This window comes from Acidovorax sp. GW835-FHT14B10 (assembly GCF_058793725.1).
The window spans coordinates 1-13,543 of the sequence record NZ_JBXAGC010000009.1 but is presented as its reverse complement, the minus strand read 5'-3'; the positions used below and the strand labels follow the sequence as shown (position 1 = coordinate 13,543).

Below are 13,543 nucleotides of genomic sequence, written 5' to 3'. Positions count from 1 at the left end.
CTCAGGCCTCCACGGGTTCGGCCGCGCGCGCGAAGCCGGTGCGGGCAATGCCGCGCGCCAGTTCCAGGTTGCCGGTGTCAGCGATGCAGCCTTGATCGAGCCGCAACACGGTGTCGGGCTGCAGCGATTCGATGAGTTGCAGGTAGTGCGACACCACCACGAAGGCCGTGCCCTGGGCGCGCAGCTTCTGCACGAGCTGGACGACGGCGCGCACGCCATCGACGTCCATGCCCGAATCGATTTCGTCGAGCAGCGCCAGGCGCGGCTGCAAGAGCGCGAGCTGCAACAACTCATTGCGCTTGCGCTCGCCCCCCGAAAAACCTTCATTGACCGGGCGGCCCAGCATGGCTTCGGGCAGGCCCAGCTGCCGGGCGGCGGCGCGGGCACTGCCCAGGAAATCGAAGGCGTCCAGCGGCGCCTCGCTCCGGGCCTCGCGCACCGCGTTGAGCGCAGTGCGGATGAACAGGTTGTTCTTCACGCCCGGGATGTCGGGCGGCGTCTGGAAGGACAGGAACAGGCCGGCCCTGGCGCGCTCCTGGGCATTCATGGCCAGCAGATCCTGCCCCGCAAACTGCACCTGGCCGCCCACGGCGCGGTAGTTCGGGTGGCCGGCCAGCGCCAGGCCCAGCGTGCTCTTGCCGCTGCCGTTGGCGCCCATCAGCACCACCAGGGAGCCGGGTGCCACATCGAGCGAGACCGAGTGCAACACGGTGCGCTCGCCCACATTCACGCGCAGGTTGCGCACTTGCAGCAGGGGGGAGGGGGTTGTCATGGGGTGTCCTTGGTTCAATTTTGATAGCTTGCAGCGCTTGATGGATAAGGGCTAAAGGCGGTTTTTTTGACTGCAAGCCGGTGTTTCAACCCACCGCGCCTTCGAGGGACACCGCCAGCAGGGCCTTGGCTTCGAGCGCGAATTCCATCGGCAGCTCTTCGAGCACCGCCTGGCAGAAGCCGCCGACGATCAGCGCCGTGGCCTCCTGCGGGTCGATGCCGCGCTGCTGGCAGTAAAAAAGTCGCTCTTCGGAGATGCGCGTGGTGGTTGCCTCGTGTTCGACCACGGCGTCGCTGCGCGCGGTGTCGATGTACGGGAACGTGTGGGCACCGCAATCGGGGCCGATCAGCAGCGAATCGCACTGCGTATGGTTCGCGGCGCCGGCGGCGGTGGGTGCCACGCGCACCAGGCCGCGGTAGCTGTTGTGCGCGTGCCCGGCGCTGATCCCTTTGGAGACGATGCGGCTTTTGGTGTTGCGCCCGAGGTGGATCATCTTGGTGCCGGTGTCGGCCTGCTGGAAGTGGTTGGACACCGCGATCGAATGGAACTCGCCGCTCGATTCGTCGCCGCGCAGCACCACGCTGGGGTATTTCCAGGTGATGGCCGAGCCGGTCTCGATCTGCGTCCAGGCGATGTGGGCGCGCTTGCCGGCGCACAGCCCGCGCTTGGTGACGAAGTTGTAGATGCCGCCGCGTCCGTTCTCGTCGCCGGGGTACCAGTTCTGCACGGTGGAATACTTGATGTGCGCGTCTTCGTGTGCCACCAGTTCCACCACGGCGGCGTGCAGCTGGTGCTCGTCGCGCTGCGGCGCCGTGCAGCCTTCAAGGTAGCTCACATGGCTGCCTTCTTCGGCAATGATCAGCGTGCGCTCGAACTGCCCGGTGTTGCGCGCATTGATGCGGAAATACGAGGACAGCTCCATCGGGCAGCGCACACCCTGGGGGATGTAGACAAAGGAGCCATCGGAGAACACGGCCGAATTCAGCGCGGCATAGAAGTTGTCGCCCGGCGGCACCACGGTGCCCAGGTAGCGCTCGATCAGCGCGGGGTGGTGCTCCACCGCGTGCGAGAACGAGCAGAAGATCACGCCCACCTTGGCCAGTTGCTCGCGGAACGTGGTGCCCACCGAGACCGAGTCGAACACCGCGTCCACGGCCACGCCGGCCAGGCGCGCGCGTTCGTGCAGCGGCACGCCGAGCTTTTCGTAGGTTTCCAGCAGTTTGGGGTCCACATCGGCCAGGCTCTGGGGTCCGTCCTGGAGCGATTTGGGGGCCGAGTAGTAGCTCAGCGCCTGGAAATCCACCGGCTCCATCTGCAACTGGGCCCAGGCGGGCGGGGGCATGGACAGCCAGCGTTCAAAGGCTGCCAGGCGCCATCGCAGCAGAAACTCGGGCTCGTGCTTGCGCCGTGAAATGGCGCGGATGGTGCCTTCGTCCAGGCCGGGCGGCAGGGAATCGGACGCAATGTCGGTCACAAACCCGTGCAGGTAAGGGCGCTCCAGCGCCTGGGCCAGCGGCGCGGCCTGTTCAACGGTGGACATGGCGTTTCCCCAACGGATTGGCGGTTGCTGCCCGGATGGCCTGGCGATGGGTGGCTGTGGCGTGGGGAACCATGGTGAGGCCTTTGGGATAGAGGTGCTTTAAAGATTCATATGTTATGCATGTTTAATGGCGGATACAAGCACGGCAGGTGGTAACCGTGCCTGGCCCATGGGCATCGGCGGGTGCCGCGGTGGGTTTTTTGCGGGGTTAGGTGGCGCGAAACGGGCTGCGCGCCTGCAGGTGGTCCAGATAGTCTTCCACGCCTGCGCCCTCACGGGCCAGAAAGCGTTCCACCGCGTCGGCAAAGGCCGGGTGTGCCAGCCAGTGCGTGCTGGTCGCCTGCACCGGCAGCAGGGCGCGCGCCATCTTGTGTTCGCCCTGGGCGCCCCCTTCAAAGCGCTGAACGCCGTGGGCTATGCACCATTGCAGCGGCTGGTAGTAGCAGGCCTCGAAATGCAGGCAATCCACGCGCTCCAGCGCGCCCCAGTAGCGGCCATACGCGGCGCGTGGTGGGTTTTTTGCATGATGAATTGCGCTGACGCAGGTGGAGTCATCGTCAATAGCTATCAAACTGCTAGCGATTGATCGGCCCTCTCGCTCGGCAATGAACAGCAGCCAGTGCCCGGGCATCCGGTCGGCGATCTGCTGAAAGAAGGCCCGCGTGAGGTAGGGCGGATTGCCATGCTCCAGGTAGGTGCGTTCGTAGCAGCGGTAAAAGAAGTCCCAGTCGGACGGGCTGATGTCGGCCCCCAGCGCCCAGCGGAAGGTGACGCCTGCTTCGGCCACACGCCGGCGTTCCTGGCGGATCTTCTTGCGCTTGTCCTGGGACAGGCTGGCGAGAAAGTGGTCGAAGCTTTCGAAAGCCAGGCCTGGGCCGCCGCCGGGCCGCCCCAGTGCGGTGAGCACCCCCTCGGAGGGCTGCGAACCAAGCGAAACAGGGAGCGTGGGGGGCGCATTCTGCCAATGAAACTGCACCGTATGCCGCAGCATCAGTCCTTGCCGGGCGCTGGTCAGCACGTCGTCGTCGCTGGCGAACAGCACATGCAAGGACGACAGGCCCTCGGCTTCGCACCACTGGCGCAGCGCCTGCACCAGCCGCTGGCGCGTGGCTTCGTCGCGCGCCAGCAGCCGGGAGCCGGGCACGGGCGTGAAGGGCACGGCCACCACGGCCTTGGGGTAATACGGCACGCCATGCTGCTCGTAGGCACTGGCCCAGGACCAGTCGAACACGTATTCGCCGTGGGAGTGGCTCTTGAGGTACAGCGGGCAGGCGGCCACCAGCGCATCGCCCTCCCAGAGCGTCATGAAGCGGGGTGTCCAGCCCGTTCGGGGAACGGCGCTTTCGCTGGTGTGCAGGGCGGCCAGGTATTCATGGCGCATGAAGGGGGTGGCGTGTGATTGCCGCGCCAGCAGGGCGTTCCAGGCGCTGGCGTCCACCTCCAGCGGCGATGCCAGCACGCGCGCGATAATGGCGCCTTCAGCCATGCTGCCTCCATGGGCCGCCGCCCAGCGCGGGGCTCCGAGGGGTGGCGGTATCCAACCTGGCCGCAGGGGCCGATCCCAGTTCCATGACGCTCTCCATTTGCACCGCTCAGCTCAATTTTGTCGTGGGCGACATGCCCGGCAATGCGCAAAAAATCATTGTTGCCGCGCGTGAGGCCCATGCGCAGGGCGCACGGCTGCTGCTGACGCCCGAATTGGCCATCTGTGGTTACGCGGCAGAAGACCTGTTTTTGCGCCCCGCATTTCTTGCGGCCTGTGATGATGCCGTGAAAACCGTGGCCCGCGAGACCGCAGGGTTGAAGGACCTCGCGATCGTGCTGGGCCATCCGCAAAAGCAGTCGCCGGATGACCCGGCGTTCAGCCCGTGCCTGAATGCGGCCAGCGTGCTGCGGCATGGCCAGATCGAGCAGACCTATGCCAAGTGCGAGTTGCCTAACTACCAGGTGTTCGATGAGCGCCGCTATTTTGTTGCCGGCCAGTCGCCCTGCGTGTTCGAGGTGGAGGGCGTGCGGGTGGGGGTGCTGGTCTGCGAGGACGCATGGTTTGCCGCGCCCGCGCGCGCTGCGGCGCAGGCGGGGGCACAGCTGCTGGCGGTGATCAATGCCTCGCCCTTTCACCTGGGCAAGAGCGCCGAGCGCGAGCAGACCATGCGCGAGCGGGTGGCCGAGACAGGCCTGCCGTTGGTCTATGCCCACCTGGTGGGCGGGCAGGACGAGGTGGTTTTCGAAGGCCGTTCCTTTGCTCTGAATGCCGATGGTTCGGTGGCCGGTCGGGCGCCTGGTTTTGAGGAAAAACTGGTGTTTGCGCACGTCCATGCAACGCAAATAGCTATCAAAATAGAAGCGAATATGGCGCCCGAGCGCAGCCTGGAGGCCGACCTGTGGGACGCGCTGGTGCTGGGCGTGCGCGACTATGTACGCAAGAACGGCTTTCCGGGCGCCTTGCTGGGCCTGTCGGGCGGCATCGATTCGGCGCTGGTGCTGGCGATTGCCGTGGACGCCCTGGGCGCCGACAAGGTGCGCACCGTGATGATGCCCTCGCCCTACACGGCGGACATCAGCTGGATCGACGCGCGCGACATGGCCGAGCGCATGGGCGTGCGCCATGACGAAATCGCGATCGCACCCCCGTTCGAGGCCTTCAAGGCGGCGCTGGCGAGCCAATTTGCCGGCCTGCCCGAGGACACGACCGAGGAGAACCTGCAGGCCCGCATCCGCGGCACGCTGCTGATGGCGTTGTCGAACAAGTTTGGCGCCATCGTGCTGACCACCGGCAACAAGAGCGAGATGGCCACCGGCTACTGCACGCTGTATGGCGACATGGCCGGCGGCTTTGCTCCCATCAAGGATGTGGCCAAGACCCGGGTGTTCGATCTGGCGCGCTGGCGCAATGCCCACGATCCGTATGGCACCGGCGCCAACCCCATCCCCGAGCGCATCATCACGCGCCCACCCAGTGCCGAATTGCGCCCCGACCAGAAAGACCAGGACAGTTTGCCGGCCTATGAGGTGCTCGATGCGATCGTGGCGCGTTACATGGAAAATGATGAACCGATAGAGTCCATCATTGCCGCCGGTTTTGAGCGCGCAGATGTCGAACGCGTCACCCGGCTGATCAAGCTGAACGAATACAAGCGCCGCCAGGCACCCTTGGGCGTGCGCGTCACGCGCCGCAGCTTCGGCAAGGACTGGCGCTACCCTATCACCAGCCAATTCAGGGCCTGACGGGCATCCGCCAGTTCCATCGCCTTTTTATATCCTCCAGGAGACTCCCCCATGAAAATGATCACCGCCGTCATCAAGCCTTTCAAGCTGGAAGAGGTCCGTGAAGCCTTGGCCGAATGCGGTGTGACGGGCCTCACCGTGACCGAGGTGAAGGGTTTCGGGCGCCAGAAGGGCCACACCGAGCTGTACCGTGGGGCGGAGTATGTGGTGGATTTCCTGCCCAAGGTGAAGGTGGAAGTCGTGGTCAAGACCGAAGACCTGGAGCGCTGCGTGGACGCCATTGTCAATGTGGCGCGCACGGGCAAGATTGGCGACGGCAAGATTTTTGTGACCGCCGTGGAGCGCGTGGTGCGCATCCGCACGGGTGACCTGGACGACGCAGCGGTATAGGCTCCCCCTGTGTCGCTTCGCGCCATCCCCCTGAGGGGGGCGCCCCCAGCGCGGCGGGGCGGCCCTTGCGCGGGGGCGCTGGCTTGGGCCGCGCTCGTTTTGCGGGCTGTCAGATCACCGAGCGCAGCGGTACCTGCTCCAGGCTGTGGCCCGCCGACTGCACCAGGCTGCGCAGCAGGGCGTCGCTGTCGGTTGCGATGTGCAGCAGGTCCATCTGCCACCCTCGCATGAACCCACTCGCCACGCTGGTCTGCAAAAAGGCCAGCAGGCCGTCGTAGTAGCCGCCCACGTTGAGCAGGCCCAGTGGCTTGTCGTGGTAGCCCAGCTGGCGCCAGGTCCACACTTCAAACAGTTCCTCGAAGGTGCCAATGCCGCCGGGCAGCGCCAAAAAGGCGTTGCTGCGCTCGGCCATCATGGCCTTGCGCTCGTGCATGGTCTGCACGATGTGCAACTCGTCACACTGGCGATTGGCCAGTTCCTTGTCCACCAGCGTCTGCGGTATCACGCCCACCACCCGGCCGCCGGACAGGCGTGTGGCCTCGGCCACCGTGCCCATGAGACCGCTGAGGCCACCGCCGTACACGAGCTGGCCGCCATGCGAGCCGATCCACCGGCCCACGGCCTGGGCGGTCTGGGAAAACGCCGGGTTCTCACCGGGGCGCGAGCCGCAGTACACGCAGATGGAGAAAGCGGGCTCAGCCATGGAAAAACCTTTGAAAAAGAGCGGCACACCAGATGCCGATACACAGCAGCAGCGACAGCAGCACCGCGGCGCTGCCCATGTCCTTGGCACGCTTGGACAGGTCGTGCCACTCGGGGCCGATGCGATCAATGGCGGTCTCGATGCCGGTGTTGAGCAACTCGACAATCATCACGATGATGATCGACCCGGCCAGCAGCGCCACCTCCATCCAGTTGTGGCCCAGCCAGAACGCCAGCGGAACCAGGACCACGGCTGCAATGACTTCCTGGCGAAACGCCTTTTCGTTCCAGCCGGCACGCAGGCCTGCGATGGAGTAGCCCGTGGCATGCCAGACCCGGTTCAGTCCGGTCCGGGCTTTCTGGGGGTTGGCGGGCGCGGAGTGCGGGGGATCGAGTGATGGCATGCGGCAATTGTCGGGGTCGGATGTGTCCGGCAAGGGCATATCCGACAAAAGCTTATTTTTTGACAGGTTCGTGGTGCACCAGGCGGGTGCCCGCCAGTGCGTCGTGCCAGAACTGCTGCTGGGGGTGAAAGCGGCTCAGCAGCGCCCACACGGCGACCCAGCCCAGCATGATCACCGTGGCTTCGCCGCCCGGCAGTGAAAAGGGTGCCACCGCGGCCAATGGCGGCAGAAACCACAGCCAGGAAAGAACATAGCGCAGCAGCGCACGCGCCTGCGTGAGCGGGCGGCCGCCGCGGTCCACCACGCGGATGTTCCAGGTTTTCATGGCCAGGGTCTGCCCCTTGGCCCAGAACCAGGTGAAGTAGATGCCAAACACCACAAACAGAAAGGCCTGCAGGGCATGGCGGTTGTCCAGGGCATTGCGGGTCTGGCTCAGGGTGCCAAACAGGTAGCCGGCGATGAAGACCACGCCGAACATCAGGATGCCTTCATACATCCAGCATGCCATGCGGCGGACCAGGCTCGGGGCCTGAAGGTTCATGGGGGCGGGGACCATGGGCGGCAGCGCTTCAGACGGGGGCAGGACGGGCATGCAAATTACTGGGGAGTCAGGAGGGGCGGCTCGGGTACGGCCGGAATCGCATGGTCGCTGGCAACTGGTGCGGCCGGCAGTGGCGGTAGCGTGCTTGGCACAGCCACCGGGACGTTGACGGGGGCGGTCTCCACGGCTGGGGGGGGCGAAACCGGTGCATCATTCCCGTGCCCCGCGGCGGCAGGGGCGGACAGTGCTGGCTTCGCTGCCCGTGGCGAGAGGCTTTGTACCGGTGGGATCTTGGGCTGATTGGGGCGATTGGGGTTGACCCCCGAGGCCGCCGGAATCTGTGCCAGCTTGCGGGGAGAAACCGGTTTGAGCGCAGTGGCTGCACCTTGCGGCTTGGGGGCCGCACGCGCAGCCAGCCTGCGCTTTTCTTCATCGCTCAGCGCCTGGTAAGCCTGCCATTGGGCGAGCTTGTTGTCACGGGCCAGGCGATTGGAGTCGGCATAGTTGAGCCGTGCCTGGTTGCGCTGCTGCACGCTCAGGCTGGCCCATTCCGTCATGCGGTTGTGGAGTTTTTCCTGCTCGTGTTCTGGGAGCGTAGGGAAATTCTGGGCCAGGGCGAGCCAGCGCCGTTTCTGCGCTTCGCTGAGCAGCGCCCAGCGTTCCGCCAGAGGGTAGAGCGCCAGTTTCTGCGGAGTGTTCAGAACCTCCCAGCCCGGGCCCGCAGGGGTTTGTCTGGACGGATGGGCTACCGTGCCTGCACCTTTGCCATTGGGGCTGGAGGCCAGCGCGGCCGTGGGTACCAAGGTGCCCGGTGCCATGCGCACCTGGTGGAGCACCGCCATACCGCCGGCTGCAAACGCACCCAAAAGCACCAAAGCCAGCACGAAGGCTGGCATGGTGGGGTGGTCGTCAGGGGGACTTGCGTGCATTCAGAAAAAGAGAAGTCGATCAGTTGCTGGAATGGGTGGTTTTCAGGAACTGTACAAAACCCGGGTCGGAGTATGCCGCTGGGGGCAACTCGTCGGTCAGCAGGGCGGCATCCACTTCCGCCACCTCGTTCGTTCCCTGTTCGTCCTGGGCCACATTGATGACTACCAGACCCACCAGCAGTGCCATCACGGGAACCGCCGAAACCAGGGCACTCCACCAGCCACCCCGTTCGCTGCCACCGCCGAGCGCTGCGGCATGGCCCGAGCGCACAACTGCGGGTGCAACGCGATGCGCCTGGACGGTAACTTTGCGCTTGGCCAGCGCCTGCATGCGGGCCGCGCGCAACCGCTCGGAAATATCGTAGGGCAGGTCATGCGTTCCACTGCTTAACCGTGCAGTGACGCGGCGGGCAAAACGATCCGCCGCCATTTCATGGGGGGGGGTGTTTGCGGTGTTCATGGTTCGATTCCTTTTGCCTTCAGCGCCTTGCCGAGAGTCTGTACTGCCCGAAAACAGTGTGTCTTGACGCTGCCTTCGGAGCAACCCATGGCGGCTGCTGTCTCTGCTACATCCATTTCTTCCCAGTAACGCATGAGAAACGCTTCCCGTTGACGTGCTGGCAGCGCCTCGATTTCTTCTTCGATGCCCTTGAAGATCTGTGCACGCCGGGTCAGATCTTCCGCGCTTTCGGCCCGCTCCCCATTGTCTGGGCCGATGTAGGCTTCGAGCAGATCAAATTCCGTGCCATCTTCTCCGGGTCCGTCAAAGTTGCTCATGCTCGAAAACAGTGCATTGCGGGTCTTTTGGCGGCGAAACCAGTCCAGCGTGCAGTTCGACAAGATGCGCTGAAACAGCATGGGCAATTCGCTCGTGGGCTTGTCGCCGTAATGCTCGGCCAGCTTGAGCATGCTGTCCTGGACGATGTCCAGGGCCGCTTCCTCATTGCGGACGTGGTAGAGCGAGCGCTTGAATGCGCGCTTTTCTACACTTTTGAGGAAGTCGGAGAGTTCTTGTTCAGTTGCCAAGAGGAACCAAGCCCGGAACGGGCGATGCAGTCATGCGTGAAAGTGCGGGGCAGCCCGCGCAACGGTTCAATTATCGCATTGGGCCCCGATTTTTTTGGAAGCGGCTGGTTTTGCGAGTGTTGCAGTGCGATAATTGCGGTTGCAATTCAAAAGGCAAACGGGTCACGGTCCGGCGCGGCAATCATCCCGCCCATGTCCTTGGCCTCAAGTTCCGAGCTGGCTTCACGAGAGCGCTTGTAAGGAGCACCCAAGGTTTTTCGTCAGAGAAATTCACAAAGGTTGATCATGGAAATCTCCAAGGCTGAACTCACATCGGCAGCCACTGCCTCCCACGGCAATTCTCCCGCCTCCGGTTCGCAGGACCTCATGGGTTCTGAAATCCTCGTCAAGTCGCTGCAGGCCGAGAACGTGCAGTACATCTGGGGTTATCCGGGCGGCGCAGTTCTCTATATCTACGACGCGCTCTACAAGCAGGACACTATCCAGCATGTGCTGGTGCGCCATGAGCAGGCCGCCGTGCATGCCGCCGACGGCTATGCCCGCGCCACCGGTGAGGTGGGCGTTGCGCTGGTCACCTCGGGCCCCGGGCTGACCAATGCCGTCACGGGCATTGCCACGGCCTACATGGATAGCATCCCCATGGTGATCATCTCCGGCCAGGTGCCCACGGCGGCCATCGGCCTGGATGCTTTCCAGGAATGCGATACGGTGGGCATCACGCGCCCTATCGTGAAACACAACTTCCTCGTCAAGGACCCGCGCGATCTGGCCATGACGTTGAAGAAGGCCTTTCATATCGCCCGCACCGGCCGACCCGGCCCCGTGGTGGTCGATATTCCGAAGGACGTGTCGTTCAAGAAGGTGGCCTATACCGGCTATCCCCAGAGCGTGGAAATGCGCTCCTACAACCCGGTACGCAAAGGCCATGGCGGCCAGATCCGCAAGGCGCTGCAACTGCTGCTGGCGGCCAAACGCCCCTACATCTACACCGGGGGAGGCGTACTGCTGGGCAATGCCACCAACGAGCTGCGCACGCTGGTGGACATGCTGGGCTACCCCGTCACCAACACGCTGATGGGCCTGGGCGCCTACCCGGCGTCGGATCGCAAGTTCCTGGGCATGCTGGGCATGCACGGCACCATCGAAGCCAACAACGCCATGCAGAACTGCGACGTGCTGCTGGCCGTGGGCGCGCGCTTTGACGACCGCGTGATCGGCAACCCCAAGCACTTCGCACAAAACGACCGCAAGATCATCCACGTCGATATCGACCCGTCGAGCATCTCCAAGCGCGTGAAGGTGGACATCCCGATCGTCGGCGACGTGAAGGACGTGCTCACCGAGCTGATCTCCATGATCCGTGAGAGCAGCACCCGCCCGGATGCCGGTGCCTTGGCTGCCTGGTGGGACACCATCGAAGGCTGGCGCAAGCGCGACTGCCTCAAGTACAGCATGGGCAGCGGTGATGTGATCAAGCCCCAGTACGTGGTCGAGACGCTGTGGAACATGACCAAGGACGCGGACACCTACATCACGTCCGACGTAGGCCAGCACCAGATGTGGGCCGCGCAGTACTACCGCTTCGACGAGCCCCGCCGCTGGATCAACTCTGGCGGCCTGGGCACCATGGGCGTGGGCATCCCATACGCCATGGGCATCAAGCTCGCCAAGCCACAGTCCGAGGTGTTCTGCATCACCGGCGAAGGCTCGGTGCAGATGAACATCCAGGAGTTGTCCACCTGCCTGCAGTACAACACGCCGATCAAGATCTGCTCGTTGAACAACCGCTACCTGGGCATGGTGCGCCAGTGGCAGGAGATCGAATACTCCGGCCGCTACAGCCACAGCTACATGGACGCGCTGCCCAACTTCGTGAAGCTGGCCGAGGCCTATGGCCATGTGGGCATGCTGATCGAGCACCCCAAGGATGTGGAGCCCGCGCTGCGCGAAGCCCGCAAGCTCAAGGACCGCACGGTGTTCATGGACTTCCGCACCGACCCCACCGAGAACGTGTTCCCGATGGTGCAGGCCGGCAAGGGCATTACCGAGATGTTGCTGGGGTCGGAAGACCTTTAAGCCAAATTGGCCTTCGGCGTATGTTTTTCATGCGCTTTTAGCTATCGAATAGATAGCATTCAATTTTTTGACGAATCTATTGCCTGCCAAGCCTGCGCATTACCGTGCGCAGGGGAGGGCAGCGAAAAGAGGAATCTCTCACCATGAAACACATCATTGCTGTCTTGCTGGAAAACGAGCCCGGTGCGCTTTCCCGTGTCGTGGGCCTGTTCTCGGCCCGTGGCTACAACATCGAATCGCTCACCGTGGCGCCCACCGAGGACGCATCGCTGTCGCGCATGACGATCCAGACCACGGGCTCCGACGATGTGATCGAGCAGATCACCAAGCACCTGAACCGCCTCATCGAGGTCGTGAAGGTGGTGGACCTCACCGAAGGCGCCTACACCGAGCGCGAGCTCATGATGGTGAAGGTGCGCGCGGTGGGCAAGGAGCGCGAGGAGATGAAGCGCATGGCCGACATCTTCCGTGGCCGCATCATCGATGTGACCGAGAAGAGCTACACCATCGAGCTCACCGGTGACCAGTCGAAGAACGATGCTTTCCTGCAAGCCATCGATCGCACGGCCATCCTGGAAACCGTGCGCACCGGTGCCAGCGGCATCGGTCGCGGCGAGCGCATCCTGCGCGTGTAACGGATTTGCCTTCGACCGGCTGGCGTCGTTGGAGAACCTTGCCGTGCAAAAGCACTGTCTGCGGCTCCCCGCCTAGCCATCCGGTCGAATCCCAATCCGATGTAAGACAATCGACTGTTTATTTTTCAACCCCAACAACGCATTTCAACCGGAGCGACCCATGAAAGTTTTCTACGACAAAGACTGTGACCTGAGCCTGATCAAGGGCAAGACCGTTGCCATCATCGGCTACGGCTCGCAGGGCCACGCCCATGCACAGAACCTGAACGACAGCGGCGTGAAGGTCGTGGTGGGCCTGCGCAAGGGCGGCGCCTCGTGGGACAAGGTCGGCAAGGCCGGCCTGACGGTCATGGAAGTCAACGATGCCGTCAAGGCCGCTGACGTGGTCATGGTTCTGTTGCCCGACGAGCAGATCGCCGAGGTCTACACCAACAATGTGGCCCCGAATATCAAGCAAGGCGCTTCGCTGGCCTTCGCCCACGGTTTCAACGTGCACTACAACCAGGTCGTGCCCCGTGCCGATCTGGACGTGTGGATGGTGGCGCCCAAGGCCCCTGGCCACACCGTGCGCAACACCTACACCCAGGGCGGCGGCGTGCCCCACCTGGTGGCTGTGCACCAGGACAAGTCCGGCAAGGCCCGCGACCTGGCCCTGAGCTATGCCATGGCCAATGGTGGCGGCAAGGCCGGCATCATCGAGACCAACTTCAAGGAAGAGACCGAGACCGACCTGTTCGGCGAGCAGGCCGTGCTGTGCGGCGGTGCCGTCGAGCTGATCAAGATGGGTTACGAAACCCTGGTCGAAGCCGGTTATGCCCCTGAAATGGCCTACTTCGAGTGCCTGCACGAGCTCAAGCTCATCGTGGACCTGATCTACGAAGGCGGCATCGCCAACATGAACTACTCGATCTCGAACAACGCCGAGTTCGGCGAGTACGTGACCGGCCCCGAAGTCATCAATGAGCAGTCGCGCGCCGCCATGCGCAACGCTCTGAAGCGCATCCAGAACGGCGACTACGCCAAGATGTTCATCCAGGAAGGCCGCCTGAACTACCCGAGCATGACGGCTCGTCGCCGCAACACGGCCGACCACAGCATCGAAGTGGTGGGGGCCCAACTGCGCGCCATGATGCCCTGGATCGCCAAGAACAAGCTGGTCGATCAGACCCGCAACTGATGCCGCCTCGCCAAGGTATCGCCAGCATCCAAAGGCCACTTCGGTGCAATGCCAGTCAGTTAAGCCCTGACTGGCATTTTCTTTGTTGGGAACTTGCTGCGAGAGCGCTTGACCTCGCGGGGG

The 13,543-nt window shown here is 63.7% G+C and carries 14 protein-coding genes; 5 read left to right on the top strand and 9 right to left on the bottom strand.

Features of this window, described 5'->3' with window-relative positions; all coding sequences use genetic code 11:
- Position 1: 1 nt before the first annotated feature.
- The 3 genes from sufC to AC1Q5S_RS08720 all read right to left on the bottom strand — a co-directional run bounded on the left by sufC (position 2) and on the right by AC1Q5S_RS08720 (position 3,798).
- Positions 2–772 carry a Fe-S cluster assembly ATPase SufC gene (sufC, locus tag AC1Q5S_RS08730; RefSeq protein ID WP_422204190.1) on the bottom strand — a complete coding sequence of 257 codons (771 nt, stop codon included), beginning with the start codon at positions 770–772 and terminating at the stop codon, positions 2–4.
- A gap of 85 nt (positions 773–857) precedes the next feature.
- Positions 858–2,312, bottom strand: a complete 1,455-nt coding sequence (sufB, locus tag AC1Q5S_RS08725) for a Fe-S cluster assembly protein SufB (RefSeq protein ID WP_492238662.1) — start codon at positions 2,310–2,312, stop codon at positions 858–860.
- 208 nt (positions 2,313–2,520) lie between these two features.
- The gene (locus AC1Q5S_RS08720) at positions 2,521–3,798 is read right to left on the bottom strand and encodes a GNAT family N-acetyltransferase (RefSeq protein ID WP_492238661.1); all 1,278 of its coding nucleotides are present in this window, start codon (positions 3,796–3,798) and stop codon (positions 2,521–2,523) included.
- 83 nt (positions 3,799–3,881) lie between these two features.
- On the opposite strand from AC1Q5S_RS08720, the gene AC1Q5S_RS08715 reads away from it, so the two are divergent.
- Together AC1Q5S_RS08715 and AC1Q5S_RS08710 are read left to right on the top strand one after the other, a co-directional pair.
- On the top strand, positions 3,882–5,540 hold the full coding sequence (locus tag AC1Q5S_RS08715) for an NAD+ synthase (protein ID WP_492238660.1): 1,659 nt from the start codon (positions 3,882–3,884) through the stop codon (positions 5,538–5,540).
- Positions 5,541–5,591: 51 nt separating this feature from the next.
- Positions 5,592–5,930: a P-II family nitrogen regulator gene (locus AC1Q5S_RS08710; protein ID WP_303836386.1), complete on the top strand. Its 339-nt coding sequence runs from the start codon at positions 5,592–5,594 to the stop codon at positions 5,928–5,930.
- A gap of 109 nt (positions 5,931–6,039) precedes the next feature.
- On the opposite strand, the gene AC1Q5S_RS08705 is transcribed toward AC1Q5S_RS08710, so the two are convergent.
- Genes AC1Q5S_RS08705 through AC1Q5S_RS08680 form a run of 6 tightly spaced genes read right to left on the bottom strand, consistent with a single transcriptional unit; the run spans position 6,040 to position 9,532 of the window.
- Complete coding sequence (locus AC1Q5S_RS08705; RefSeq protein WP_492238658.1) at positions 6,040–6,633, bottom strand: LOG family protein; 594 nt, start codon at positions 6,631–6,633, stop codon at positions 6,040–6,042.
- The gene (locus AC1Q5S_RS08700) at positions 6,626–7,036 is read right to left on the bottom strand and encodes a diacylglycerol kinase (RefSeq protein ID WP_492238657.1); all 411 of its coding nucleotides are present in this window, start codon (positions 7,034–7,036) and stop codon (positions 6,626–6,628) included. The genes AC1Q5S_RS08705 and AC1Q5S_RS08700 overlap by 8 nt, the downstream gene beginning before the upstream one ends.
- Positions 7,037–7,088: 52 nt before the next feature.
- Positions 7,089–7,577: an RDD family protein gene (locus AC1Q5S_RS08695; RefSeq protein ID WP_303836383.1), complete on the bottom strand. Its 489-nt coding sequence runs from the start codon at positions 7,575–7,577 to the stop codon at positions 7,089–7,091.
- A gap of 56 nt (positions 7,578–7,633) precedes the next feature.
- Positions 7,634–8,506: a DUF3106 domain-containing protein gene (locus AC1Q5S_RS08690; RefSeq protein ID WP_422204203.1), complete on the bottom strand. Its 873-nt coding sequence runs from the start codon at positions 8,504–8,506 to the stop codon at positions 7,634–7,636.
- A gap of 19 nt (positions 8,507–8,525) precedes the next feature.
- A complete protein-coding gene (locus AC1Q5S_RS08685) occupies positions 8,526–8,966 on the bottom strand; it encodes a DUF3619 family protein (protein WP_303836380.1) in 441 nt (146 codons plus the stop codon).
- On the bottom strand, positions 8,963–9,532 hold the full coding sequence (locus AC1Q5S_RS08680) for an RNA polymerase sigma factor (RefSeq protein ID WP_303836378.1): 570 nt from the start codon (positions 9,530–9,532) through the stop codon (positions 8,963–8,965). Before AC1Q5S_RS08680 ends, AC1Q5S_RS08685 begins: the two co-directional genes overlap by 4 nt.
- Before the next feature lie 285 nt (positions 9,533–9,817).
- Between AC1Q5S_RS08680 and AC1Q5S_RS08675 the strand changes: the two genes are divergently transcribed.
- The 3 genes from AC1Q5S_RS08675 (at position 9,818) to ilvC (ending at position 13,420) form a co-directional block, all read left to right on the top strand.
- Complete coding sequence (locus AC1Q5S_RS08675; protein WP_303836377.1) at positions 9,818–11,608, top strand: acetolactate synthase 3 catalytic subunit; 1,791 nt, start codon at positions 9,818–9,820, stop codon at positions 11,606–11,608.
- A 143-nt stretch (positions 11,609–11,751) separates the two neighbouring features.
- Positions 11,752–12,243 (top strand): acetolactate synthase small subunit, encoded by a 492-nt coding sequence (gene ilvN / locus AC1Q5S_RS08670; protein ID WP_015013659.1) that lies wholly within the window; start codon positions 11,752–11,754, stop codon positions 12,241–12,243.
- Positions 12,244–12,403: 160 nt separating this feature from the next.
- A complete protein-coding gene (gene ilvC / locus AC1Q5S_RS08665) occupies positions 12,404–13,420 on the top strand; it encodes a ketol-acid reductoisomerase (protein WP_303836367.1) in 1,017 nt (338 codons plus the stop codon).
- The last annotated feature ends 123 nt before the right edge of the window (positions 13,421–13,543 follow it).

Bases quoted from the DNA above. Each gene is read 5' to 3' on its own strand.
- AC1Q5S_RS08715 (WP_492238660.1), top strand. From the start codon at position 3,882: ATGACGCTCTCCATTTGCACCGCTCAGCTCAATTTTGTCGTGGGCGAC.
- AC1Q5S_RS08700 (WP_492238657.1), bottom strand. From the start codon at position 7,036: ATGCCATCACTCGATCCCCCGCACTCCGCGCCCGCCAACCCCCAGAAA.
- AC1Q5S_RS08695 (WP_303836383.1), bottom strand. From the start codon at position 7,577: ATGAACCTTCAGGCCCCGAGCCTGGTCCGCCGCATGGCATGCTGGATG.
- sufB (WP_492238662.1), bottom strand. From the start codon at position 2,312: ATGTCCACCGTTGAACAGGCCGCGCCGCTGGCCCAGGCGCTGGAGCGC.
- AC1Q5S_RS08690 (WP_422204203.1), bottom strand. From the start codon at position 8,506: ATGCACGCAAGTCCCCCTGACGACCACCCCACCATGCCAGCCTTCGTG.
- AC1Q5S_RS08685 (WP_303836380.1), bottom strand. From the start codon at position 8,966: ATGAACACCGCAAACACCCCCCCCCATGAAATGGCGGCGGATCGTTTT.
- AC1Q5S_RS08710 (WP_303836386.1), top strand. From the start codon at position 5,592: ATGAAAATGATCACCGCCGTCATCAAGCCTTTCAAGCTGGAAGAGGTC.
- AC1Q5S_RS08705 (WP_492238658.1), bottom strand. From the start codon at position 6,633: ATGGCTGAGCCCGCTTTCTCCATCTGCGTGTACTGCGGCTCGCGCCCC.
- AC1Q5S_RS08720 (WP_492238661.1), bottom strand. From the start codon at position 3,798: ATGGCTGAAGGCGCCATTATCGCGCGCGTGCTGGCATCGCCGCTGGAG.
- ilvN (WP_015013659.1), top strand. From the start codon at position 11,752: ATGAAACACATCATTGCTGTCTTGCTGGAAAACGAGCCCGGTGCGCTT.
- sufC (WP_422204190.1), bottom strand. From the start codon at position 772: ATGACAACCCCCTCCCCCCTGCTGCAAGTGCGCAACCTGCGCGTGAAT.
- AC1Q5S_RS08675 (WP_303836377.1), top strand. From the start codon at position 9,818: ATGGAAATCTCCAAGGCTGAACTCACATCGGCAGCCACTGCCTCCCAC.
- ilvC (WP_303836367.1), top strand. From the start codon at position 12,404: ATGAAAGTTTTCTACGACAAAGACTGTGACCTGAGCCTGATCAAGGGC.